19 protein-coding genes are annotated in these 24361 nt (G+C 54.4%); 9 read left to right on the top strand and 10 right to left on the bottom strand.

The genetic code is table 11. The annotated features are described in order from the left end of the window. Positions 1-142: 142 nt before the first annotated feature. The 4 genes from M0P74_14480 to M0P74_14465 are packed head-to-tail and all read left to right on the top strand — an operon-like array spanning position 143 to position 3216. The gene (locus M0P74_14480) at positions 143-664 is read left to right on the top strand and encodes a TRAP transporter small permease subunit (protein ID MCK9364790.1); all 522 of its coding nucleotides are present in this window, start codon (positions 143-145) and stop codon (positions 662-664) included. Beyond that, a complete protein-coding gene (locus M0P74_14475) occupies positions 654-1979 on the top strand; it encodes a TRAP transporter large permease subunit (protein MCK9364789.1) in 1326 nt (441 codons plus the stop codon). Before M0P74_14480 ends, M0P74_14475 begins: the two co-directional genes overlap by 11 nt. A 15-nt stretch (positions 1980-1994) precedes the next feature. After that, positions 1995-2987 (top strand): 3-hydroxyacyl-CoA dehydrogenase NAD-binding domain-containing protein, encoded by a 993-nt coding sequence (locus tag M0P74_14470; protein ID MCK9364788.1) that lies wholly within the window; start codon positions 1995-1997, stop codon positions 2985-2987. After that, a complete protein-coding gene (locus M0P74_14465) occupies positions 2959-3216 on the top strand; it encodes a hypothetical protein (protein ID MCK9364787.1) in 258 nt (85 codons plus the stop codon). The genes M0P74_14470 and M0P74_14465 overlap by 29 nt, the downstream gene beginning before the upstream one ends. Before the next feature lie 82 nt (positions 3217-3298). Here M0P74_14465 and gltA read toward each other — a convergent pair whose 3' ends face one another. The 5 genes from gltA to M0P74_14440 all read right to left on the bottom strand — a co-directional run bounded on the left by gltA (position 3299) and on the right by M0P74_14440 (position 9065). Further along, a complete protein-coding gene (gene gltA / locus M0P74_14460) occupies positions 3299-4597 on the bottom strand; it encodes an NADPH-dependent glutamate synthase (protein ID MCK9364786.1) in 1299 nt (432 codons plus the stop codon). A 124-nt stretch (positions 4598-4721) separates the two neighbouring features. Next, positions 4722-5561, bottom strand: coding sequence for a sulfide/dihydroorotate dehydrogenase-like FAD/NAD-binding protein (locus M0P74_14455; protein MCK9364785.1), 840 nt, complete (start codon positions 5559-5561; stop codon positions 4722-4724). Between the two features lie 341 nt (positions 5562-5902). After that, on the bottom strand, positions 5903-6493 hold the full coding sequence (locus M0P74_14450) for a 5-formyltetrahydrofolate cyclo-ligase (GenBank protein MCK9364784.1): 591 nt from the start codon (positions 6491-6493) through the stop codon (positions 5903-5905). 139 nt (positions 6494-6632) lie between these two features. After that, entirely contained in the window at positions 6633-8630 is a 1998-nt protein-coding gene (gene uvrB / locus M0P74_14445) for an excinuclease ABC subunit UvrB (protein MCK9364783.1), read from the bottom strand. A gap of 144 nt (positions 8631-8774) precedes the next feature. Then, positions 8775-9065 (bottom strand): hypothetical protein, encoded by a 291-nt coding sequence (locus M0P74_14440; GenBank protein MCK9364782.1) that lies wholly within the window; start codon positions 9063-9065, stop codon positions 8775-8777. Between M0P74_14440 and M0P74_14435 the strand changes: the two genes are divergently transcribed. The 3 genes from M0P74_14435 to M0P74_14425 all read left to right on the top strand — a co-directional run bounded on the left by M0P74_14435 (position 9052) and on the right by M0P74_14425 (position 16325). Beyond that, the gene (locus tag M0P74_14435) at positions 9052-12711 is read left to right on the top strand and encodes a DUF748 domain-containing protein (GenBank protein ID MCK9364781.1); all 3660 of its coding nucleotides are present in this window, start codon (positions 9052-9054) and stop codon (positions 12709-12711) included. The two genes, M0P74_14440 and M0P74_14435, sit on opposite strands and share 14 nt — an antisense overlap. Before the next feature lie 227 nt (positions 12712-12938). Further along, complete coding sequence (locus M0P74_14430) at positions 12939-13880, top strand: sensor domain-containing diguanylate cyclase (GenBank protein ID MCK9364780.1); 942 nt, start codon at positions 12939-12941, stop codon at positions 13878-13880. Between the two features lie 405 nt (positions 13881-14285). Further along, entirely contained in the window at positions 14286-16325 is a 2040-nt protein-coding gene (locus M0P74_14425) for a PAS domain S-box protein (protein MCK9364779.1), read from the top strand. 153 nt (positions 16326-16478) lie between these two features. Here the strand turns inward: M0P74_14425 and M0P74_14420 are convergent, their stop codons facing one another. After that, a complete protein-coding gene (locus M0P74_14420; GenBank protein MCK9364778.1) occupies positions 16479-16853 on the bottom strand; it encodes a desulfoferrodoxin in 375 nt (124 codons plus the stop codon). Positions 16854-16886: 33 nt separating this feature from the next. Continuing rightward, on the bottom strand, positions 16887-17333 hold the full coding sequence (locus tag M0P74_14415; GenBank protein MCK9364777.1) for a flavodoxin domain-containing protein: 447 nt from the start codon (positions 17331-17333) through the stop codon (positions 16887-16889). Positions 17334-17957: 624 nt separating this feature from the next. Between M0P74_14415 and M0P74_14410 the strand changes: the two genes are divergently transcribed. Both M0P74_14410 and M0P74_14405 read left to right on the top strand, forming a co-directional pair. Beyond that, on the top strand, positions 17958-18542 hold the full coding sequence (locus M0P74_14410; GenBank protein MCK9364776.1) for a TRAP transporter small permease subunit: 585 nt from the start codon (positions 17958-17960) through the stop codon (positions 18540-18542). Position 18543: 1 nt separating this feature from the next. Beyond that, a complete protein-coding gene (locus M0P74_14405) occupies positions 18544-20352 on the top strand; it encodes a TRAP transporter large permease subunit (protein ID MCK9364775.1) in 1809 nt (602 codons plus the stop codon). Between the two features lie 128 nt (positions 20353-20480). On the opposite strand, the gene dctP is transcribed toward M0P74_14405, so the two are convergent. The 3 genes from dctP to M0P74_14390 all read right to left on the bottom strand — a co-directional run bounded on the left by dctP (position 20481) and on the right by M0P74_14390 (position 24326). Beyond that, complete coding sequence (gene dctP / locus M0P74_14400; protein ID MCK9364774.1) at positions 20481-21605, bottom strand: TRAP transporter substrate-binding protein DctP; 1125 nt, start codon at positions 21603-21605, stop codon at positions 20481-20483. 160 nt (positions 21606-21765) lie between these two features. Continuing rightward, positions 21766-22377 (bottom strand): indolepyruvate oxidoreductase subunit beta, encoded by a 612-nt coding sequence (locus M0P74_14395; protein ID MCK9364773.1) that lies wholly within the window; start codon positions 22375-22377, stop codon positions 21766-21768. Positions 22378-22379: 2 nt separating this feature from the next. After that, complete coding sequence (locus M0P74_14390) at positions 22380-24326, bottom strand: indolepyruvate ferredoxin oxidoreductase subunit alpha (GenBank protein ID MCK9364772.1); 1947 nt, start codon at positions 24324-24326, stop codon at positions 22380-22382. Positions 24327-24361: the final 35 nt, after the last annotated feature.

Here is a 24361-nt window from a genome sequence, read left to right as displayed (position 1 = left end):
GATTTTGAGGAACCATTTTCACAGGGACGCAGGCCCTTTACCTGGCCGAAACTCCCCGGTCTGAAGTAAACGGAAAAAGCACCTGGAGCGCCCAGTTTTTTCCGGGCGCTCCAGAAAAATTACAGAATTGAGGTTCCAGAATATGAAATTTTTGCTTCGTTTCTCCGGCGGAATAGATACCATAAGTCGAAAGGTGGGTGTCGTCTGCAGCTATCTGATTGTCCCGTTGACACTGGTGGTTGTCTATGAGGTGCTGTCCCGATTCTTCAATCACCCCACGATCTGGAGTTTTGAGCTGAGCAACTTCTTCTACGGGACTTATTTCATGCTCGTAGCAGCCTACGGCCTCCTCTACAAATCACACGTGGCAATCGATCTTGTTTCCAGTCATTTTAAGAAGAAAACACAGGCGGTGCTTTCGCTGATCTGCTATCTTTTCATGTACTTTCCCTTCATCGCCGTCTTTCTCTACTTTGGGGTTTCCTACGCGGCCAACTCCTGGCAGATGATGGAAAAATCATGGAGCATCTGGGGTCCACCCATCTACCCGTTCAAGACAGTTATCCCGATCACCGCCTTTATGCTTCTGCTTCAAGGTATTTCAGAGGTGATCAAGACTCTCGCAGTTCTTATTCCGGAAGGGGGGGAATCCCATGAGTCCTGAATTAGCCGCTATCGGTATGTTCGTCGCGCTGATTATCTTTTTTTTCATGGGACATCCCCTGGCATTTGTTCTGGGCGGAGTGGGCGTTCTGTTCGGTTTCTTTTTCATCGGTCCGCAGTTCTTCGGAATTTTCATGGAGCGCATCTACGGCACGATGGACAACTTTGTCCTGGTGGCGATCCCGCTGTTTATCCTGATGGGTAATTTTCTGACGATATCGGGCGTGGCTGATGGACTCTTCAAAGCCCTCCGCATCCTCCTCGGCCCTATCAGGGGTGGCGTAGGACTTGCGGTGATCGCCGTCTCCATCGTTTTCGCGGCCTGTACCGGGATTATCGGCGCATCGGTGGTCACAATGGGCCTTCTTGCCGGGCCGATGCTGATCCGCTACGGCTACCAGAAAGAGATATCCATGGGGATGATTGCCGCGGGCGGCAGTCTCGGCATTCTCATCCCTCCTTCCATCATGCTCGTCATGATGGCTGACCAGGCGGCTCTTTCCGCGGGGAAACTGCTCATGGCCGGGGTCATCCCGGGATTGACGCTCGGTGTCCTTTACATGATCTATATCGCCGTCCGCTGCTGGCTTAATCCGGAAATAGGGCCTCCCGTGCCGGCTGATGAGCTGGCGCTGATTCCAATGTATAAAAGAATCAGGGACACCGTTGTTTTTGCAGTCCCCCCGCTGATCCTGATCTTCCTGGTTCTCGGGACTATCTTCTTCGGGATCGCGACGCCGACGGAGGCGGCCGGTGTCGGGGCCTTTGCAGCGTTCATCATGGCCATGGCCTACGGGAAGCTCACCTGGCATAATTTTGCCGATACCCTCCACCAGACGGCCCGTACCGTAACTATGGTGATCATCATTATCGTCGGGGCAACCTGTTTCACCGGCGTCTTTCTGGGACTCGGCGGCGGCGCCGCCCTGGTCAACGCGATTCTGGGACTCGGCCTGGGAAAATGGGGAACCTACATCCTGATCATGATCATCTACGTCATCCTTGGGTGTTTTATCGACTGGATCGGAATCGTGATGATCACCTTCCCGATATTTTTGCCCGTGGCCCAGCATCTTGGGTTCGACATGCTCTGGTTCGTCTCCATGCTCGCGATCAATCTCCAGTTGTCGTTCCTGACGCCCCCCTTCGGCTACGCGCTGTTCTACCTCTCGGGTCTCGGCATTGAAGGAGTGCGGCTGAGCCATATCTACCGGGGGGTAATACCTTTTCTGATTCTCCAGGCAATCGGGGTGACAATCTGCACAATCTTTCCGGAAATAGTGGTCTGGCTGCCCAACATCATGCTCGGCAAATAGCGGGTGGAATAATTCATGAATGAAATGCAAATTCAGGCAATTGGAATTCTGGGAACCGGTACGATCGGGTCAAGCTGGGCGACCTTCTTCGCTGCACAGGGGATGAAGGTCCGCATGCACGATGTCGATCCGGTTATTGTGGAGCGGGGCATTGGCAAGGCTTACGAAAACCTGGAGGCGCTTGTCCGATACGGACTCCTGGAAAAGGAGCGCCTCGCCGCCATCCGGGGGAACATCGCCTCGGCAGAAGACATGGAGGCGTTCCTGGATGGGGTTGATTACGTTCAGGAGTCGGTGGCGGAGACCTACGAGGTTAAGGGAAAGGTGTATGCCGAAATGGACCGCATAGCCTCGCCGCGGACGATCCTCGCAAGCTCTTCGTCGGGGCTTCTGATGTCGGAAATCCAGAAACACGTCGCCCGTCCCGAACGCTGCCTTATCGCCCATCCCTTCAACCCGCCGCATTTGGTGCCGCTGGTCGAGCTCGTACCCGGCCAGGAAACTGATCCGGCCATCGTGGAGCGGGTCAAACGGTTTTTTGAGGAGCTGGGCAAGATCCCCGTTGTTCTGAAACTGGAGGTCCCGGGCCATATCGCAAATCGCCTGGCGGCGGCCCTCTGGCGGGAGGCGATCGATCTGGTCATCCGGGGCGTTGCCTCCGTGGAGGACGTGGACAAAGCCCTTTACGCCGGTCCCGGCATCCGCTGGGCGCTCATGGGACAGCACATGATCTACCATCTGGGCGGCGGCGATGGGGGATACGGCTATTTCATCGACCATATCGGCAAGGCGTTCGGGGCATACTGGCGGGAGATGGCCTCCTGGAGCGAGATATCGCCGGAATCGCGGGAGCGTCTCGTGGATGGGGTACAGGAATCGATGGGTGAAAGGAACGCAGCGGAGATCTCCCGCTGGCGGGATGAAAAGATCGTCGGCCTGCTAAAGGTGATCTACGGGAAACAGGAACCCAATCCCGGCAATGGGAAACCCGGAGTTGATCCTGCTTGACGAACCGGTAGAGGGACTGGCGCCGCTGGTCGTCCGGGATTTCGCGGAGAAGCTCCTCAAACTGAAGGAACTCGGGGTCACCATCCTCTTTTCCGAACAGAACATCCGTTTTTCCCTCGCCATTGCCGACCGCGCCTATGTCATAAACAAAGGCAGAATAGAATTCGAGGGAACTATCGACGCTCTAAGTGCAAATGAAGAGATAAAGCAGAAATATCTGATGATTTAAAAGTGGAAGAATTAAAGAGCCCCACTCCATTCCGGAGCGAGGCTCTTTAATTCCCATAATAATTCCAATAATCAGCGCGAGATCAACCGCGCAGAAACTTGTCTATGTCCGCCGCCGCCCGTTTGCCGGCGCCCATGGCGCTGATGACCGTGGCGGAGCCGGTGACCACGTCGCCGCCCGCCCAGACTCCCGCCTTCACCGTCTTGCCTGTGGACTCATCCGCCACGACAGTACCGTGTTTGGTCGTCTCCAGTCCAGCCGTGGTCTGGGCTATCAGGGGGTTGGGGGTAGTTCCCAGAGCCACTATCGCTACATCAACAGCAATTTTGAACTCGCTTCCTTCCTTAACCATCGGACGCCGTCTGCCGCTTGAGTCAGGCTCGCCGAGCTCCATCTGATAGCACTCCATCGCTACCAGGTTGTTGCTTTCATCGCCGATAAACTGCTTGGGGTTGGTGAGAAAACGGAAATCAATGCCCTCTTCCTGGGCATTTTCCACCTCTTCATGCCGCGCCGGCAGCTCCACCTCGGAGCGCCGATATATAATATAGACCTTCTCAGCGCCGAGCCTCAGGGCGCAACGGGCGCTGTCCATTGCCACGTTGCCGCCGCCAATAACGGCAACTCTTTTCCCGATTCTCACCGGGGTATCATACTCGGGGAAACGATACGCCTTCATGAGGTTCACCCTGGTCAGAAATTCGTTAGCCGAATAGATGCCGTTGAGGTTCTCGCCAGGACAATTCAGAAATATGGGCAAGCCTGCGCCGGTGCCCAGAAAAACAGCGGAATAGCCATTTTGCAAGAGCTCATCAACCGTGTTGAGTTTGCCGACAATGGAGTTTATCTTGATCTCAACCCCCAGTGATTTCACATACTCAACCTCACCCTGAACTATTGCCTTGGGCAGCCTGAACTCAGGAATGCCATACATCAGCACGCCGCCGGCTACATGCAGGGCTTCGAAGATTACGACCTCATGCCCCATTTTGGTTAAATCTGCCGCCGCCGTGAGACTGGCCGGGCCGGATCCGACCACTGCCACTTTCTTGCCGGTAGCCGTCGCCAGCTCTATCTTGCGCTCAACCGGCGCGATATTCTCCCGCTCCCAGTCGGCCACATATCGTTCCAGCCGCCCGATGGCGACAGGCGCTCCCTTTTTCCCCAGGGTGCATACTGCTTCACACTGCACCTCCTGGGGGCAGACCCGCCCGCAGATGCCGGGCAGGGCATTCTTGCCCTTCAGCGCCCGAACCGCCTCCGGCATGTTGTCCTCGGTAACAGCCTTGATAAACTCGGGGATATCGACCATAACGGGACATCCCTCCGTACAGGGGCGCTTGGCGCACTGAATGCAGCGGCCAGCTTCCTCTTTTGCCATCTCCCTTGTATATCCCAGGGCAACTTCGTTGAAATTTTTACCCCGCTTGATTGCATCCTGCCGGGGCATTTCCATCCGATTCAAATTCAGTTTGGCCATAATGCTCCCTCTATCTCCTCTCAGCTTATTTCTGTTCGCCGCACTGACAGCGCCACTGCTCCAGAGACTGTTTCTCCTCTGCCGTGTAAGTGCGCTGGCGCGCCGCCAGCAAATTCCAATCCACCTGGTGCCCGTCAAAATCAGGACCTTCCACACAGGCAAATTTGGTAACACCGCCCACTGCCACCCGACAACAGCCGCACATGCCGGTGCCGTCAACCATTATCGGATTCAGGCTGACAATAGTTTTAACGCCGAAAGGTTTGCTCGTCACCGCGCAGAACTTCATCATTATGCTGGGACCAATGGCAATTATCCGATCAATCTTTTCTCCGCCCTCCAGAAGTTCCTTCAGCGGTTCCGTCACCAGAGCCTTGCGGCCATACGAGCCATCATCGGTAGTCACTATCAGTTTGTCGCTGGCATCCCTTAGCCTGTCTTCCCAAAAAAGCAGGTTCTTGCTCCGGGCGCCCATGATCGTTATTACTTTATTGCCGGACTGCTTTAAGGCGCGGGCGATCGGCACAATCGGCGCCACGCCAACCCCGCCCGCCACACAGAGCACTGTGCCGAATTTCTCGACATGAGTGGGCACGCCCAGAGGACCAACAAAATCGGCGATATAATCGCCGGCCTTCATTCTTGCCAGGCGGTGGGTAGTGGTGCCAACTTCCATAAAGATGATGGTAACCGTGCCCTCTTGCGCATCCCAGTCAGCAAAAGTGAGTGGAATCCGCTCGCCCGTTTCATCAAGCCGGACGACTACAAATTGTCCGGCTTGCGCCTTTTTCGCTACTTCCGGCGCCTCAACCTTAAAAAGATGGATGCTGGGCACCAGTTGCTCAATGTGTAAAATCTTATACAAGCGTTCTTACCTCCTCAGTTTTTCTGGATTCCCGCGGCGGTCACATCCACCTTCTGACAGCGCACTGCACAAAACGCTTCGCTTCACCGCAGGTGAATTCTTGCTCAAAACCAAGTCCTACTTCCCTGAAATTTCCGATGCATTTCCCGACCGTGAGCTATTTCGTACAGGCAGGCCCATAGTTCCCTGAAGTTACGTTTTCAGCCGTCTCTACCCTGCTTCCGCCCACAATGTCCGCACCTCCTTAGCGGCGGGAGTTTATGGCGGCAGTTTATGCTTGTCAAGGAATATTTACATCTGAACAGTCAATTGCGCGCTCCCTACCCTTCTGCCTCCGGTTGTTACGACACATCCATCACGGAAACGATAACACCTTTTTCCGTCACAATTTTCTGCGCGGGGATGTCATAAGCATCGGCATTGACCGCGGGAACGATCTGGCAGGAAAAAACCATGCCGATCCTTGCGGCGCGGGGAACCTTTGGCAAAAAACGGTCATAGTAGCCGCCGCCATAACCAACTCTCCGTCCCTGACGATCGAAGGCAACCGCAGGGATGAGAACCACGTCGATCTCTTCGGGCGGCACGACAAGCGAGCAGGCCGCTTTTGGCTCCCGGATTCCGTAATGACCTGTTTCGAGGTCGCTGAAATCATTTATGACACACGGCGCCATCTCTCTGGTTTCCGGGCAGCAGAGCGGCGCAACAATCCGTTTTCCCTTTTCCCATCCCCAGGAGATCAGATCATCGGTCTGAACCTCGCTGCCAAAGTTCAGAAAAACCATGATGGTGGCAGCCTGGCGAATATCTTGCAACTCCGTCAGTCTGTTTGTTATCGCCGCGCTCTTAACCGCCCTTTCCTCGGGCGGCAGTGCGTTTCTGATTTTAAGAATCCTTTTGCGCAGCTCTTTTTTATCGGCAATATCGTCCATTTTTCCAATCCTGTCCCTTAAGCTCGCCGCCCTTCACCCGCGAAAGGCGTGGCGTCAACAATTATTCCGGCTATACTTTGCCACCCATTTGTGAACATTAATCTACGATTTATGAACATTAATCTGCGATTTGTGAACATTAATCTGCGATTTCCAGCATCAGCTTCGTCAAGTCGCGAATCTGGTCGCGCAGAGCCGCCGCCTTCTCGAATTCCAGCTCTTTTGCCGCCGTCTTCATCTCCTCCTTCAGCTTGCGAATCACAACGGAAATCTCCTTTTCCGACCCATAGGCCGCCGCCTCTTCCGAAACGGTCTCCACCGTAACATAATCTGACTCGTAAACGGAACCAAGAATGCGACGGATATCCGTCTTGATGCTTTCCGGGGTAATCCCGTGTTCCCGGTTGAATCTTTCCTGGATAATCCGCCGTCGCTTCGTTTCGTCAAGACATTTGCGGATCGAATTGGTTATCACCTCGGCATACATGATCACCACGCCGGCGACATTCCGGGCCGCCCGCCCACTTGTCTGCATCAGCGAACGCTCCGAACGGAGGAACCCTTCCTTGTCCGCATCGAGAATCGCCACCAGCGAAACCTCCGGGATGTCGAGCCCCTCTCTGAGCAGGTTCACTCCGACCAGGCAGTCAAATTCGCCGGTTCGCAGATCCCGGATGATCTCCACCCGCTCCAGCGTGTGGATGTCGGAGTGGAGGTACTTCACCCGCACGCCGAGCCCCTCGTAATATGAGGTCAGGTTCTCCGCCATCCGCTTGGTCAGCGTTGTGACCAGCACCCTTTCCCCCCGTTCGGCCCGCTTCCGGATCTCGGCAAGCAGATCGTCCACCTGCCCGGTGACCGGCCGGATGATGATCTCCGGGTCCATAAGACCGGTCGGCCGGATAATCTGCTCGACAACTCGCCCCGCTGATTTGTCGAGCTCATACACTGCCGGCGTCGCCGAGACGTAGATTCGCTGGTTGGCGAAGGCCTCGAACTCCTCGAAGCGCAGAGGCCGGTTGTCGAGGGCCGACGGCAGGCGAAACCCGTAGTTGACCAAAGTCTCCTTTCTCGCCCGGTCTCCCCGGTACATCCCGACAAGTTGCGGCAGCGTCGCGTGGCTTTCGTCGATAAAAATGAGCGCGTCTTTCGGCAGGTATTCCATCAGGGTCGGCGGGGGCTGGCCGGGTTTGCGTCCCGTCAGATGGCGGGAGTAGTTCTCGATGCCGGAGCAGTATCCCATCTCCTCCATCATTTCAATATCGAAGGAGGTGCGCTGCTCGATGCGCTGCGCCTCGAGCAGTTTTTCCTGCGTCTTCAATTCCGGAAGACGCACCCCCAGCTCCTCACGAATCGCCACTATCGCCCGCTTCAGGTTATCCTTCGTCGTCACATAATGGCTGCCGGGATAAACGGCAATTCTGCGCAATCGTTCCAGTTTTCTGCCCCGCAACGGATCGACGAGCGCAAGCGTCTCAACCGTGTCGCCGAAAAACTCGACGCGGATCGCCTTGTCCTCCTCGTATGGGGGAAAAATCTCGACGCTGTCTCCCCGGACCCGGAAGGTTCCCCGGTGGAAGTCGATATCGTTGCGTTCATACTGGATCTCGACAAGCCGGGCCAGCAGCTCGTCCCGCATGATCTCCATCCCCTCTTCGATCATTAAAAGCATTCCCTGGTACGCCTCGGGGGAGCCGATGCCGTAGATGCACGAGACGCTGGCGACAATAATGACATCCCGCCGTTCCAGCAGAATGTGCGTCGCCGCATGCCGAAGCTTGTCGATCTCGTCGTTAATCGCCGAGTCCTTCTCGATGTAGGTGTCCGTGCTGGGGATGTAGGCCTCCGGCTGGTAGTAATCGTAATAACTGACGAAATAGCCGACGGCGTTTTCCGGGAAGAGCGACTTGAACTCGCCGTAGAGCTGGGCGGCCAGGGTCTTGTTATGGGCGATAACCAGGGCGGGGCGATTAACCGCGGCGATCACATTGGCCATCGTGAACGTCTTCCCGGAACCGGTGACTCCGAGCAGAACCTGGTGCGGGGCGCCCTTCTCCAAACCGGCAACCAGTCCCGCAATCGCCTGCGGCTGATCCCCCTGCGGCTTGAATTCGCTGACAAGCTTAAAGCTCTCCATCCTTCCTCCACGGCGGCGCATCCTGTCATAATTTATGCGGGACCGCAAGGAAAAGGGCTCGAACTGGCACTTGCATGCAGAATAAATTACCCTTCCATTGCCGCATGCCGCTTGATTTTTTGAGTGATTATGAATAGGATACCTTCAGGTAATTTTGATAGAGGCATTTTTCTGCTTTGGTTCTAATAACTGGATGACCTGTTTCACATGATCGCCGAGGAAAAAACTAAAATACGAACCAATCCCGTTGCCCGAACCACCGATCTCTTGAAGAAGGTTTTTACCAGGTAGAAACGTAACGCCCCCCTTACCCCCGGAGAAAGGGGCGGCCCTGAAAAGCTGGCCGTTTGCGGCGAAAGTGGAGATGCGCATGACCAAGTGGAAGAAAATCACGCTGCTCGCCATCGGAGCCTTGGCCGCTTTGTTAATCTTCATGGCCGCCGCCCTGCCGGTTTTAATCAAAAACAAGGCCGTCGAGCTCCTGCGGGAGGCGACCGGACGCAACGTGCGGATAGAAAGGGTCTCTCTAAACCCCTTGACCCTCACTGCCGCTGTACGAGGTTTTGCCGTTGAAGAAAAGGGCGGCGGCCCCTTCCTATCCGTCGGCGCCCTTCGCATCTCGGTCAGCCCGACCTCCATTTACCGGCGCACCCTGGTGCTTTCCGAGGTATTTATCGAATCCCCGTCGCTCCGGATCATTCGTACAGGCGCTAACAGCTTCAATTTTTCAGAAATCGTGGAGCGCCAGAAAAAAGAGGAAAACCCGAAATCAGCCGGAGTTTTTCCCTTCGTTCTGAATCGCTTCCAACTGACGGGCGGATCACTGGTTCTGGATGACCGCATCGTCGCGGGCGGGCGGAAGCACAGCATCCACAACCTGGAAATTGCCCTCCCCTGGCTCAGCAGCATTCCGGCCGAGGCAGACAGGGAGGCTGTCCCCCGCATCTCCGCTCTCGTCAACGGCGCACCCCTTGTCGTCACGGCCAAGGTCAAACTCTTCAGCAAGGACCTGGAAAGTTCCGTCCACATCGCCCTTCAGCAGTTCAGCCTGCCGGAGCTTCTGGCTTATGTCCCGCAGGCGCCGCCGGTCGAACTGGCCTCGGGCAAACTGACCATCGATGCGGATATCCTTTACCGGCAAGCTGCCGACCGCAACCCGGAACTCAGCGTCAAAGGCCTCGCCCGCCTTGACGCCCTTGACCTTAACCTGAAAACGGGGCAGCCGCTGCTCAAGCTCCCCTCGCTGGAGATCAAAACGTCCCGTCTTGAGCCCTTTGCCGGCCTGTTTGACGTCGAGGCGATCACGCTTACCGGAATGGAGCTGTTCGTAAGCCGCGACCGGCGGGGCGAATGGATGTTCGCACGTCTGCTCAACCCCGAGCCGGAAAAAGCGGCAACCGTGTCGGCAGGAAAACACTCGCTAAAAGACCGGGTCCCGCCGCCGCCCGTTTCCGCCAGGGCGCCTTCCGTTGTTCCAACGCGGACGGTCACGGGCAGTGACGGCAAGGCTCAATCACCCTCCGTCTTCATCGCTTCACTGGCGCTCCAAAACGGCCGTATCCATTTCCGTGACGAGCTTCCCCAGGGTGGATTCAAGGCCTCCGTGGAGGAGCTCGCACTGGCCCTGAAAAACGTTGGCAATCGCCCTGAACAAATCGGACAATACGACCTCTCGCTGCTGGTGGACCGGCAGATTCGCTTAGCCACCCAGGGCAGTTTCACCATCGTCGAGCCGGCCGCCAAGGCCTCCGTCCAGTTGACGGGACTCCCACTGCAAAAAGGGTGGCCCTATCTGGCCGGTTATCTGACGGCGCCGCTTAAAGGGGTGGTTGACCTGTCAGGCGAGGTCGCCTTCAGCGGAAAAAACGGGCTGACAGCCGAAAAGGGCAGTCTCACCGTCAAGGATTTCTCCGCAAGGTACGGAAAAGGCGAGGGGATAGACATGGCGCGTCTGGCGGTGACTGGCGCAAGTTTCAGCCAGAAAACCAACCGTCTGGCGATCGACCAGCTTCGGCTCTCCCAGGGAAATGTCTCCCTCTCCCTCGAGGCCGACGGGAAGCTCTCCACCCAATCGCTGCTGCTTTCGCAGGCAACAAAACAACCGGCGAAAGCGACCGTCGCGGCGCCTGCAAGACAGACAGCTCCGGCAAAACAGACAGCAGCCAAACCCATCGAATATCAAATAAAGCGCATCGAACTCGACCGCTTCAATATCGCCGTTACCGACAAGACCCACCCGAAAAAACCACGTTTCACGTTGCGCGACACAACGCTTTCTCTATCAGACCTGAGCGGCCCCACGCCGAAGCCAGCCCAATTCCGTTTTGCTTCGCTCTTCGGAAAGGAAACTCCCATCCAGGCAGGGGGCGCTCTCACCCCGTCTCCCTTTAGTTACCGGGGAGATCTGCGGATCGGCCGCCTGCCGATTCGCGATTTTGAGGCCTATTACCCCGGGAACCTGAACTTCCTGATCCTCGGCGGCCTGTTGGATGCGACCCTGAATCTGGACGTCGCACTGAAAGACGGGGCGGCGACGGGGAGCTTCAAGGGGAAAGCCGGTCTCAGCTCCTTTCACATGGTCGATGCCGTCGAAGAGGAAGATTTGCTGAAGTGGAAGCGGCTGCAACTCGACGGGATCGACGGGGATATCAAGCCGCTTCGTCTGGAAATCGGTGAGGTTTCGCTCAATGAGGTCTATTCACGCATCATCATCCGCAAAGACGGAACCCTCAACCTGCAGAACCTGACCCGGAAAGAGGAAAAGGAGGGTGGAGCGGCCAAACCAGGGTCAAGCCCCGCAACGGCGACTGAAGCTCAGAAGGCCTCTCCTTCGACTGTGCCCGATTCCCCCGCCGAAGCCGGCCCAAAGGCGCCACCAGCCGTCCGCATCGGCAATGTCACGATCCTTGACGGGACCATCGCGTTTACCGACAAGCACCTCTCCAACGATTTTGAAACGACCTTTTACAATCTGGGCGGGCGGATCAGCGGCCTTTCGTCCGAGGCCTCGCTTTTGGCCGACGTTGACCTGCGCGGCAATCTGGAAAACCGCTCCCCAATGACGATCACCGGCAAGATCAACCCCCTGCGAGAGGATCTCTTCGTTGACCTCAAGCTCTCGTTCACGGACATCGACCTGTCGCCGCTGAGTCCCTACGCCGAAACCTATCTTGGATATATCCTCAAACAGGGAAAGCTCTTTCTCGACCTTAAGTACCATATCGAAAACAAAAAACTTCTCTCCGAGAACAAAATCATGGTCGATCAGTTCACCTTTGGCGACCCGGTAAAAAGCGACAAGGCCACGAGCCTGCCCGTCAAGCTCGGGATAGCCCTTCTGAAGGACCGGCACGGAGAGATCCACCTGGATGTCCCGGTTATGGGACAGATCGATGATCCTCAATTCAATATCTGGGACATCGTCTTCCAGGTCATCAAAAATCTGCTTGTGAAGGCCGTCACCGCCCCCTTCTCGCTGCTCTCCTCCCTCTTCGGCGGAGGCAGCGATCTCAGCGTGGTCGGATTCTCGCCCGGAACCCCTTTCCTGCAACCGGCAGAGGAGCAGAAGCTCGCATCGCTGGCCAAGGGACTTGGCGAACGCCCGGGGCTCAAAATGTCGCTTTCGGCATACGTGGATCGGGAGAAGGACGCCGAAACCTATCGGAACGAGCTGCTCAACCGCAAGATAAAGCGGGAAAAAATCCTGGCACTGGCCCGGGACAGACAGAGCACGGCGACAGAAGACGCAGAGGCGCCTCCGCTTTCCCCGGAGGAGTACTCGATCTACCTGAGGGCGGTTTATGCAAAGGAAAAGTTCCCCAAACCGCGCAATGCCCTCGGCCTGGAGATCAAGTTGCCGGATGCTGAAATGGTCAAGCTGATTCTCGCCAATACCAAGGTCGAAAAAGACGAATTGGAAAATTTGGCGCGCGAACGGGCAGAGGCCGTGATGCGCTTTCTGATCCAACAGGGCAAGATTCCGGCCGAACGCATCTTTCAGAAGAAAGACGACATCTTCAAGCCGCCCGAAAAAAACGACACGCCCCAAAGCCGGGTAGAGCTCAATGCGATAACTCCTTGACACGAGAAAGTTTTTAATATAGAGCCCATTGCAAAACTCCCAACGCTGTCATTCCCGCCCCCGCCTACGCGGGGGTAAACTCTGGGCGGGAAAACGAAGTTTAATGTTCATAATCCAGTTTTTAACTATTTGCAATCATGGATGCCCGACAAAAGCATTGTGTACATTAAGCTCCGCTTTCGGGCATGACACGGAGTTTTGCAATTGGCTCAAATGAGAAAAACCTTATGAAAATCGCAAATTCGCTTTACAAATCGTCGGAAATCCTTCTTCTCCGCCTGGTCGAAGCTTGCCCCGACGCCATAATCGGCGTAAACAATAAAGGGGTCGTCATCATCTTCAACCCGGCAGCCGCCGCCATGACCAGCCATGCCGTTGAAGACGTCCTCGGCAAACTGCATATAACCGAATTATACGAGGATATCAAAAATGCAAAGGCGGTAAAAGCAGCTATCTACTCGAAAAAATTCGGGGGAAAAAACCGGCTGATTGGATATGAAACCGAAATAGTCGACAGCGCGGGCAACCACATACCGATCAGGCTTTCCGCTGCCCTGCTTATTGAGAACGGCGAGGAAGTGGGCAGCGTCGGTTTTTTTCACGATCTGACCAGCAAGAAAAAACTCGAAGAAAAGTTGAGAACCCTTTCAATTACCGACGGGCTGACCGGCCTTTACAATCAGCGCCATTTTTACACATCCCTGTCCTTTGAGTTGTCACGGGCCATACGCCACAAACGTGATTTGAGCGTTATCGGCTTTGACCTCGACAAATTCAAGCAATGCAACGACAGTTTTGGTCATCTTGAAGGGGACAACGTCCTGCGCCTGGTTGGGGATATCCTCCATGCAACTACGAGACAGTCTGATCTTTCCTTCCGGTACGGTGGAGACGAGTTTTTTGTCCTGCTGCCGGAAACGAACAGTGAACAGGCCTTAACAGTGGCTGAGAAGATACGCAGTGCCTTCAACGAACGCTGGCCCTTTGATTTCAAGGAGGGAAATGCAGGAAACTTTCGCGTTACACTGAGCATGGGGATGATTCAGCGCACAAACGAAACAGACCCCCTTGAATTAATTAATAAAGTTGATATGCTGCTCTACGCAGCAAAAAAATCTGGAGGGAACAGTGTTTTGGCTCATCCGAAAAAAATAATGACGTCCGGCTAAGAATCCAAAATTTCCTTGACAAAAAAGCACCCGCTTATTAGCGTTCGAGGCTAACCTTCAGGGCGACATCCCCTGACGAAAAAGGGATGACTTTAATCTCTTTACCCTTTGTGGATAGGCGAAAAGCATGAACACCACTCATTATTTCATGAAGCTTATAATTACTCCCCTGAGGCAATTGCAAAACCATTTGTCATTCCCGAAAGCGAAGCTTAATGTTCATAATGTCTCTATCGGGAAAGCGAAGCTTAATGTTCATAATATGGTTTTTCAAGCAGTTAGAACCAGATTCCCGCTCAGAATCGTTACGGGAATGACAAGAATGGTGAGTTTTGCAATTACCTCCCCTTATTATCATTCTTTCTTTCACCATTCCCTTCAGAAGCAGCAAGCGGAGGCTTATCAATGCAAATAATTCCCGACCTTAAATACTCACTTTTCGTTTTCTTGGCCGGAGCGGCGCTTTTCCTGGTGTTTGTTCTCTGCAACTTTACAATAAAGAGAAAAGTCCGGGCCAAAACTGCTGAAATGGAAATCTCCTATAATAAGTTAAAAAAAAGTGAAGAGAATTACCGTGAACTGGTGGAAAATTCCAACAGCGTTATTCTCCGTTTTGATACCCTGGGAAATATCAACTATTTTAATGAATTCGCCGAGAAATTTTTCGGATGGCGCAAAGAGGAGATCCTCGGTAAAAAAGTTGTCGACACGATTGTGCCGAAGACGGAATCGACCGGGCGTGACCTCGAAAAAATGATCGCCGAAATTATCGCCGATCCGGATCGCTTTGTCAACAACGCCAATGAAAACATGCGCAAGAATGGCGAACGGATCTGGATAATTTGGACCAACAAACCGGTTTACGATAAGGACGGAAAACTGACCGGTATTATGTCGATTGGCAATGACATAACCGCACAAAAACGCGCGCAGGAGTCCTGCCTGGAAACGGAGGCTCGCTTCCGCGCCTTGAGTGAAAGTTCGCCGGATATTGTTTACACGATGGACCGCAGCGGCTCAATCACTTATGTAAATCCTGCGTGGAAACTGCTCTTGGGGCATGAAAAGGAAGAGGTGCTGGGGCATTATTTTATTGACTTTGCCAAAAAGGAAGACCGGGGAATTTATAAAAAATTATTCAAGAATATCCGTGACGAAGGAAAAGCGGTGAACAATTTTATCGGCGGTCTGCTCACTAAGGACGGAGAAGAACGGACATTCAATATGTACGGCGCCTTCATCGAGGATTCCCAAGGCCGTCCCCTGGGCATCGTCAGTTCCCTGAAAGACTTTACCGAGTACCAGAAGATGGAGAAAAAATTAAACAACTCCCAGCGGCTGGAGTCCATAGGAACCCTGGCGGGAGGGATCGCCCATGATTTCAACAACCTGCTGATGGGAATTCTGGGATACACCTCGCTTATGCTGCTCAAAACGAACGATTCCGACCCCAACTACCAGCGTCTGCGTCATATAGAGGAACAGGTGGACCGAGGCGCCAATTTGACAAAACAGCTTCTGGGCTTTGCCCGCGAAGGACGATATGAGCAGAAACCATCCGACATGAACAAAATAATCGCCAAGACCTCCGAGCTGTTCGGCAGAACCAAAAAAGAGATTTCCATTGATTTGCTCCTCGAACCCGATCTTCTGGATACAGAGGTTGACCCGGGGCAGATGGAACAAATGCTGATGAATCTTTATGTAAATGCGGGGCAGGCCATGCCCGACGGGGGAACCCTCAACCTAATGACCAATAGCATTATTCTGGATGAAGGCAAGGCAAAGGCCAATGAAATAGAACCGGGAGCTTATATCAGATTATCGATAAAAGATTCCGGAGTCGGGATGGATAAAAAGACCATTGAACGGATATTCGATCCCTTTTTTACAACAAAAACGAGAGGCAGAGGGACGGGACTGGGGCTGGCAACCGTTTACGGGATCGTCAAGGGACATCGGGGAATGATTGAGGTAACCAGTGAGTCTGGCCACGGAACGGCCTTCAGCATATATCTGCCGGCAATCCAGAAAGAAGGCGCCGGCACGACCGAAGCAGCGAAAAAAGGGCCAGGGGTAGGGGAAACTATTCTTTTGGTCGACGATGAAAAGACCGTTTTGGAAACAACAAAAGAACTTATCTCCCTGCTTGGCTACCGCGTCTATCCAGTCGGCAGCGGCCAGGAGGCTCTCGCTACATTTTTAGAAAAACGGGGAGAGATCGACTTGGTTGTACTGGATATGATCATGCCGGGAATATCGGGCAGCGTAACCTTTGACCGCCTGCGGGAAATCGACCCCGAAGTCCGCGTTCTGCTGTCAAGCGGCTACAGCATCGACGGGCAGGCAAGGGATATCATGGATAGGGGCTGCAAAGGTTTTATCCAGAAACCATTCAGGATGGAAGAACTCTCCCGGAAGCTCAGGGCGGCCCTGGATGAGTAACGCAAGCAGCCTCAAAGAAATTTCATGAAACGGGAGAAGGGCGTTTTTTATTGCAACACCCTGGCCCCGGATCTGCGACATTTACTATGAAACGACCACCTCAATCAACCGTTCGCGGGTTAACTAACAGCCGAATTGATGCCGTTGTCCGTTTCAGGACTTCCACAGCCCATGAATATTGCAATACTCCCGCGCCGTCACGGCTGCCGCGGAAAGATTGAACACCGCGGAGGGCGCGTCGCCGGGCTTTAAAAACTGCCGATAGGCCTTACCGTCGGCAATCAGCTCGATCCACTGGATATAGTGTTTCTCCTCCATCGGATGGAGCGTCGAACCCACGGTTACCTTGTACCCCCCCTCGATCTTCTCAATCAGCGGAACATGTTTTTCCTTCGTGGAATCGGCGGTGTTTTCCGTCTGCAGCTCCATCGGCTGACCGCAGCAGATCAAGACGCCGGCGGCGCCGTGCAGCACCTCAACAATGTTTCCACAAATTTTACACTTGTAAACCTCAAGCTGTTTTGCCATTGCATTTCTCCTTTCTTTAAAGGTTTAGAAGAATCAGCCCGCGAGCTGCTCCCCGATTGCCTTGCCATAGTCATGGCAGGATTTGAGCCCCTCCTGCGTCCCCACGATATGTTCCAGCATATTGAAGGAACCAAGATTCGTAACCTTCATCTTGTAAACAAACTCCATCGTGTCGAAAATCATCTTCGGGGCATCGCCGCTGTGGGTGTAGGAACCGAAGGCGCCGCCAACTTTCCCCTGCAGCCCCGCCTTCTGGGCAAGAAACAAAAAGGTTTCGAAATTATGGGGCATTGTTCGATGGTACGTCGGGCAGCCGAAGATATAGGCGTCGTATCCGGCTAAATCTTTTTCATTTTTGATTTCGGAAACCTTTTTGAGCTCGGCTTCGTTGCCGGAAATTCTGACCCCCTCGGCAATATGCTCGGCCATCTGTTCGGTCTTTCCTGTTCTGCTGTAATACACAATAAGAGCTTTTTTCATCCTTTCACCTCCGTATGATTTTAATTTTTTTTAATATACTATTTTTTCCGCCGCGCCGTCAACACTTACGAAAAACCTGTGAGCGCCGATAACGCACACCATACATAAACTGAAACCCAAGAATATGGAGGTAATTGCAAAATTCCCCATTTTTGTCATTCCCGCAACGATTCTGAGCGGGAAAACGAAGTTTAATGTTCATAATCTGGTTCTAACTGCTTGAAAAACCATATTATGAACATTAAGCTTCGCTTTCGGGAATGACAAATGGTTTTGCAATTGCCTCTATGGTAAAAGATTATCCCCTAAAAAGGAGCGGCAACAACAACCAGTTCCCATGTTGAGGACTTCTCTCTCCTCCTTGGACATTTAGCATCACGGATATAATCTATTGACAGGCAGAAAATTTTTTTCTATAGAGCCGCAGTAACTCCAGCGGATAATATTCCAATAAATAAAATTTTATCCATATTATACCGTCTGGCGGGAAGCGGTTCTGCTGAGAGTTAACTTAAGTTAGCCCGAAGGCAGTCTAAATGCGCAATAGCCGGGGATAGTAATGGCATACTCGGATGTGCAGTAAGGGATTAGCGTTCCTTATAAAGCGGCCCACGAGGTGAAAATATGACGGTGCTTCTCAAAATATCCGGGCTGATCGATGGCTTGAGCAGACGAATCGGTCAGGTTATTATCTGGTTTATTCTGGCCTCGGTGCTTTTAAGCACCGGCAATGCTCTGGCGCGCAAACTTTTCAGAATTGGCTCCAACGCGTTTACCGAAATGCAGTGGTACCTTTACGGAGCCGTCTTCCTGCTGGGCGCCGGCTACGCCTTCCTCAAAAATGCCCACGTCCGGATCGATTTTGTTTCCTCTCATCTCTCCCCCCGAGCGCGCTCAGTAATTGACATCCTGGGCATCATCCTTTTTCTGGCGCCTCTGTGCTTACTTTTGATTGGCCTTTCCTGGCCGCTGTTTGTCAATGCCCTGCAAAGCGGAGAAATGTCGCAAAGCGCCGGCGGACTTATCCGCTGGCCGGTTTATCTGCTGTTGCCGATCGGCATTTCACTGCTGCTGTTGCAGAGCTTTTCGGAACTGGTAAAGCGGATCGCTTTTTTGAAAGGGATGATTCCTGATCCGCTCTCCCATAAGATCGAGAACGAGGATTGCGCTGAAACACACTCTGATCCCAGTCGATCGGAGGTATGCTGAGATGGAATTCATCGCCAATAACTTCGTCCCTCTGCTTTTCGTCGGCCTTTTCTGCTTTTTGTTAACCGGGTTCCCGGTCGCCTTCAGCCTTGCGGCCACCGGCCTTACCTTCGGGTTCATCGGGATACAGGCAGGGATGTTCCATAATTCCCTGTTCCAGGCGCTGCCGCTCAGAATCTTCGGGATCGTCCAGAATGAAACCATGCTGGCGATTCCCTTTTTTACCTTTATGGGTCTCATCCTCGAGAGAAGCGGCATGGCCGAGGACCTGCTGGAAACGGTCGGCCAGTTGTTCGGCCCTCTGCGGGGCGGCCTCGCCATAGCGACGATCTTTGTCGGCGCCCTACTGGCTGCGACCACCGGCGTGATGGCGGCGGCTGTCATCTCGATGGGGCTGATCTCGCTGCCGATTATGCTCCGCTATGGCTACAACAACAGCGTCACCGCCGGGGTCATCACCGCCTCTGGCACACTGGCGCAGATCATTCCACCCTCCCTGGTCTTGATCGTCATGGCCGATCAACTGGGATGTTCCGTCGGCGATATGTACGCCGGCGCGATGGTTCCGGGCTTGCTTCTGGTGGCACTGTTCATGCTTTTTATCATTATCCTTGCCATCGTCCGGCCAAGGTGGGTGCCAGCTCTGCCGAAAGAGGCGCGCATCTATAGGGAAGAAAACGGCGCCAGCGGTTACATATCCCTGCTGGTTGTCCTCGGCATCGCGATTGCCGCGGCGTTTGTCTGGAGCTACTTTCACGATTCCATAATCAATCCGCTTATCGGCCGCACAGACAAGGCGCCTTCCGACGAAATCATCACCCTTTCCGTGACTGTGGCCTCGTTAGTGGCATTTGTGATGGCAATAGCCAATAAACTCCTCCGCCTCCATCTGCTGTCCAAACTTTCTGAGCGCGTCGTTTTTGCGCTGCTCCCTCCGCTGGTGCTGATCTTTCTGGTCCTCGGCACCATTTTCATCGGCGTCGCCACCCCGACTGAAGGGGGGGCTATGGGAGCTTCCGGCGCCATGATCATGGCCTTCTCCCGGCGAAAGCTTAATTTTGCACTTTTCAAGCAGGCCCTTGAAAACACAACTATTCTTTCCTGCTTTGTCATGTTTATCCTGATCGGGGCGACGGTGTTCAGCTTTACCTTCAATGCGGCGGACGGCCACCTCTGGGTTGAACATATCTTTGCCCAACTTCCGGGCGGAAGGCTGAGTTTTCTGATCGCAGTGAACATCCTGGTCTTTATACTGGGCTGTTTCATCGATTTTTTCGAGATCGCGTTCATCGTCATCCCGCTTCTGGTCGGGGTGGCCACCAAACTGGACATCAACCTGGTATGGTTCGGCGTCCTGATCGGGATGAACCTGCAAACCTCCTTCCTGTCGCCCCCGTTCGGCTTTGCCCTTTTCTACCTCCGCAGCGTTGCCCCGCGCAACGATTATATCGACCGGATAACGGGCAAGACGGTTAAGGCCATGACAACGCCCCAGATTTACAAGGGCTCCGTTTTATTCATCGCCCTGCAGGTGATTATGGTGATCGTGGTGTTATCCTTTCCGCAGCTCGTAACCGGCGGGCTCGACAAGAATAAGGCGGTGAATCTCGACAGCATAAAGCTCGAAGCCGAGCAGGGGGAATACGGGGAAGAGCAAAGCGCCGCAACGCTGGAGGCCCCCTCGCCGGAACAGGCGGACGGCCAGGAAACATCCCTGGCGCCGGAGAGCGGCGCCGGCGGACAGAAGGAAGAGGAGGATCCTATGGCAGCGGTCATGCGCGCGCTGGAAAAGGACAAGGGCAAAAAATAATGCCCTCCGCGACAAGGCCTCTATCAGAACCTGCATAGCCCTTCGGCGATATCGAAAAACCCGCCCTTCCCAAAGCTCGCTTGCGGAAGGACGGGTTTTTATTGTTCCAGAGAAAACAGCAGATTTTCCTAAAGCTTCTGCGCATGCATAAAATTGTCGAACCCGGCTTCGGCAAACCTGAACCACATATTCTCGTCCGCCCGGAACTTGCTGTAGTCTTCGTAAATCTTCTTCCAGCGAGGGTTCTTCGCGGAGAGCTCTCCATAGAGCGCCATCGACTCCTTGAACGCGGCATCCATGATGTCCTTGGGGAAACGGTGCAGCTTGGCGCCGCCTGCCACCAACTGCTTCAGGGCTGTCGGATTCTTGACATCGTAACCGGCCTGGAATTTGATTTGCGAACGCGCCGAGGCGGCCTCGATCATCGCCTTATACTCCGCCGGAAGCGCCTCGAATGCCTTTATATTGATGTACAGGTCAGCCTGCGTGCTCCCCTCCCACCAGCCGGGATAGTAGTAATGAGGCGCAACCTTGTACAGACCAAGCTTCAGGTCGTCATAGGGGCCGATCCACTCGACGGCGTCGATGGCGCCCTTCTCCAGCGAGGTGTAAATCTCGCCGGCGGGCAGGCTCACCGTCACCATCCCGAGCCGCTGCATGACCGTTCCGGCAATGCCGGCGGTTCTCATCTTCAAGCCCTTAACATCACTTAACGATTTCAACTCCTTACGATACCACCCGCCCATCTGCGCCCCGGTATTGCCCATCGGGAAGTTGATGATATTATAATTATGATAGAATTCGCGCATGAGCTTCAGGCCGTTGCCCTCGAACATCCAGGCGGTCATCTGCCTTGAATTCAGACCAAAGGGGATGGCGCTGCCGATCGCGAATACCTCATCCTTGCCGAAGAAATAGTAAGCGGCTGTGAAGCAGCACTCCACCGTTCCGTTCTGCACGCCGTCAACAACGCCAAAGGCGGGGAGAAGTTCTCCGGCGGGGTGCACAGATATGGTAAACTTGCCGCCGGACATCTCGCCGATAATCTTGGCAAACTCCTCGACCGGATTGTAGATGGTGTCAAGCGATCTTGGAAAACTCATCGCCAGACGCCAGCGAATGGCTGACTGGGCATGAACAAAGGGGGCCGCAACCCCCATTCCGGCGGCAATGCCGGCGCCAGCCACCATGCCCGCTCCCGCTTTCTTTAAAAACGAACGTCTCCCTTCAGCCATCTTCTTTTCTTTCTTCATCGCTTACCCTCCTCGTTATCAATTTTTGCAGGTGGTTACCGTGGATCTTTCCAAAACGAAAAGCCGCTGCATTTTATTGCCCTCTTCCCAAAAGTCAACAAGCAATACCATTATCCCAAGTTCTGCCCACCGGGAAACGGGTTTGCTGCTCCCGGCAGATTCAGGCGCCCTTGATAAGCTCTATTCCTTTGTTGAAAGCCTTGAGATTCATTTCGAATATTCCCTGCGGAAAACGCTCTTGCAAAATGGGCAGCAGGGCCTGTCTCCCTACAGGCAACACCTCCGCCCCCATCAGGGCGCCCAGCAGGATGATATTCGTATAGATCGGATCGCCCATCTTCAACGCCTCTTCGGTGGCATTTACAAACATTGCCTTTGCGGAAAGTTTGCGGATCGCCTGCTTAACCTCATCCAGATCGGGATAGGGAATGCCGCCGGAGGGATGCACCGGCCGGGGATTCACGATCGCAACCACGTCCGGGTTCCCGAATTCTCCCAAAGCCCTGAGGGTCTCGACCGGCTCCATGCCGAGAATGACATCGGCCTTCCCCCGGAGTGTGACGGAACTGTAAGAGGTCTCTTGGGAAATCTTGATATGACTGGTCACCGATCCCCCCCGCTGACTCACGCCGAAGGTATCGGCAACACTAACCATAAACCCTTCGCGGACAAGCGCCAAGCCAATAAACGCGGACAAAAGCACGTTACCCTGGCCGCCAACCCCTGCCACAATCAGGTTAAATGGTTCTTTTGACAATGTTCCGGCAGCCATGCTCAGTTCACCTCCTCTTTTTTTATCGCGCCCGCAGGGCAGACATCAGCGCAGAGCCCGCAACCGACACAGATCGCCTCATCTATCACGGCCTTTCTCGCCCCGCTGTCCCACATCAGGCCGGGGCAGCCGAAAATCCTGGTGCAGAGCCGGTCGCATCCGCAGGAATCGCCGAGACACTTCTCCTGATCCACGAACACGCGATATTTATCGGGAATCTTCCGTTTTGCCTTGAGCAACTGACACATATGCCGCATGATGACGACCCGGGGTCCCTCCCCTTCCTTCTTCATCATCTCCAGGATTGCCCTCGTGGCCTCCCCTAGTGCAAAGGGGTCACAGACCCTCACCTCGGCGCCAACCGACCTGCACAGCTCCTCCATATCGACAACCGGGGCCGTTTCGCCCGTTGCCCGCAATCCCGTGCCGGGATGAGGCTGAAATCCCGTCATCGCGGTCGCGCTGTTGTCGAGGATAAGGAGTGTAAAATTAGCCTTGTTATAGACGCCGCTTACCAGGGCGGGCAGCACCGCATGATAGAACGTCGAATCGCCGCTCACTGCAAGCACGGGCTGGGTAAACCCAAACCGCTGCATGTTGCCGAATCCGTTTGCCAGCCCGGTTCCGGAACCCATTGCGTGCATTGTCCGCGCCTGGTAGAAACCGGGAGCGGCAAAGGACATTGAGTAACAACCTATATCCCCGCAGACGAACCCGTTTCGCCCGTCCAGGGCAATGGCGTTTTTTACCGCCCAGAAAGTCGCCCGGTGGGGGCAGCCCGCACACATGTTGATGGGGCGATTCGGAACTAGTTTCATCGCCTCTGCGGCGTTTTTTTGATAGTCGGGATCGCCCAATTGCGGAGGCAACCCCAGAATATCAGTCAGCGCTGCAATGACCAGGTCGGTGCTCTGTTCGTTGCAGGGGGCAAGATGGCCGGAGCGCTTGCCGAAAAAGGTGAGTCCGCCCATTTCCGGAAGCCTGCTGGCCGCAAATTCCATCACGCTCTGCTCGATGAAAGGGTCCGTCTCCTCGACAAACAGCACTTTTCTTGTGGAGCCAAGCCATTTAGCCGCCAGTTTCTCCGGAAGAGGCCAGATCGTCCCCAATTTCAGCAACCCGACCCGCTTCTCGATCTTCAGGACATTCAGCGCCTCGGCGCTGTACGATGTGCAGACACCCGAGGCAATAATCAGCAGTTCCGGATTTTCCGGCCCGCTGTACCGATTAAACGGGGATTCCTCAAAAATGCCGCGGGCTTTTTCGAGTTTTTCGTGCAGATTCCGGTGCGCCACGGGGGAGGGCCCCGCAGTGAACTTGCTTTTAGTCGGATTGTACATATCCCAGGTATCGGGAAAGTAGGCTTTTTTCTGAATTTTAGGAGGTAACTCGCCCAGCGCGACATTGCCTCGCGTGTAGCAAAGCCGTGTCACTCCCCTCAGGAAAACAGGCAGCTTGAGCCTTTCGGAAAGTTCATAGGCCCACTTCAGCATCTCCTTTGCTTCCTGGGCGCTTTGGGCCTCCAGCAGAGGATTGTCGAGCCATTTGGCAACTATTCGCGAATCCTGTTCGTTGCTGCTCGTCATGCCGCCCGGATCATCGGCGACAAAGATCACCATTCCGCCATCCCCACTCCCGGTCATGTTCAGATTGACGATAAAATCTGCCGCAATGTTCAAACCGTTCTGCTTCATGACTGCAAGCGAACGTATCCCCGCAAGCGATGCGGCAGCGGCCACTTCCGTCGCCACCTTTTCGTTCGCAGACCACTCGACGTGAATATCCCTCTCCCCGGCCGCGCCGGCAATCGTCGGCAATATTTCCGAGGTGGGACTTCCCGGATAGGCGGCGGCAACCCCGATCCCCGCCTCGATCGCCCCTCTGGCGATCGCTTCGTTGCCCATCAGCAGAACAACGGCCCCCGGATTATCAGTCGCAATACTGGCCATCGACTCACCCTCCTTAGTTTCGTAATGACAGCTCC

This window comes from Syntrophales bacterium, from assembly GCA_023229765.1.
Taxonomy (GTDB): domain Bacteria; phylum Desulfobacterota; class Syntrophia; order Syntrophales; family UBA5619; genus DYTH01.
This window is presented reverse-complemented; position numbering and strand designations above follow the sequence as displayed.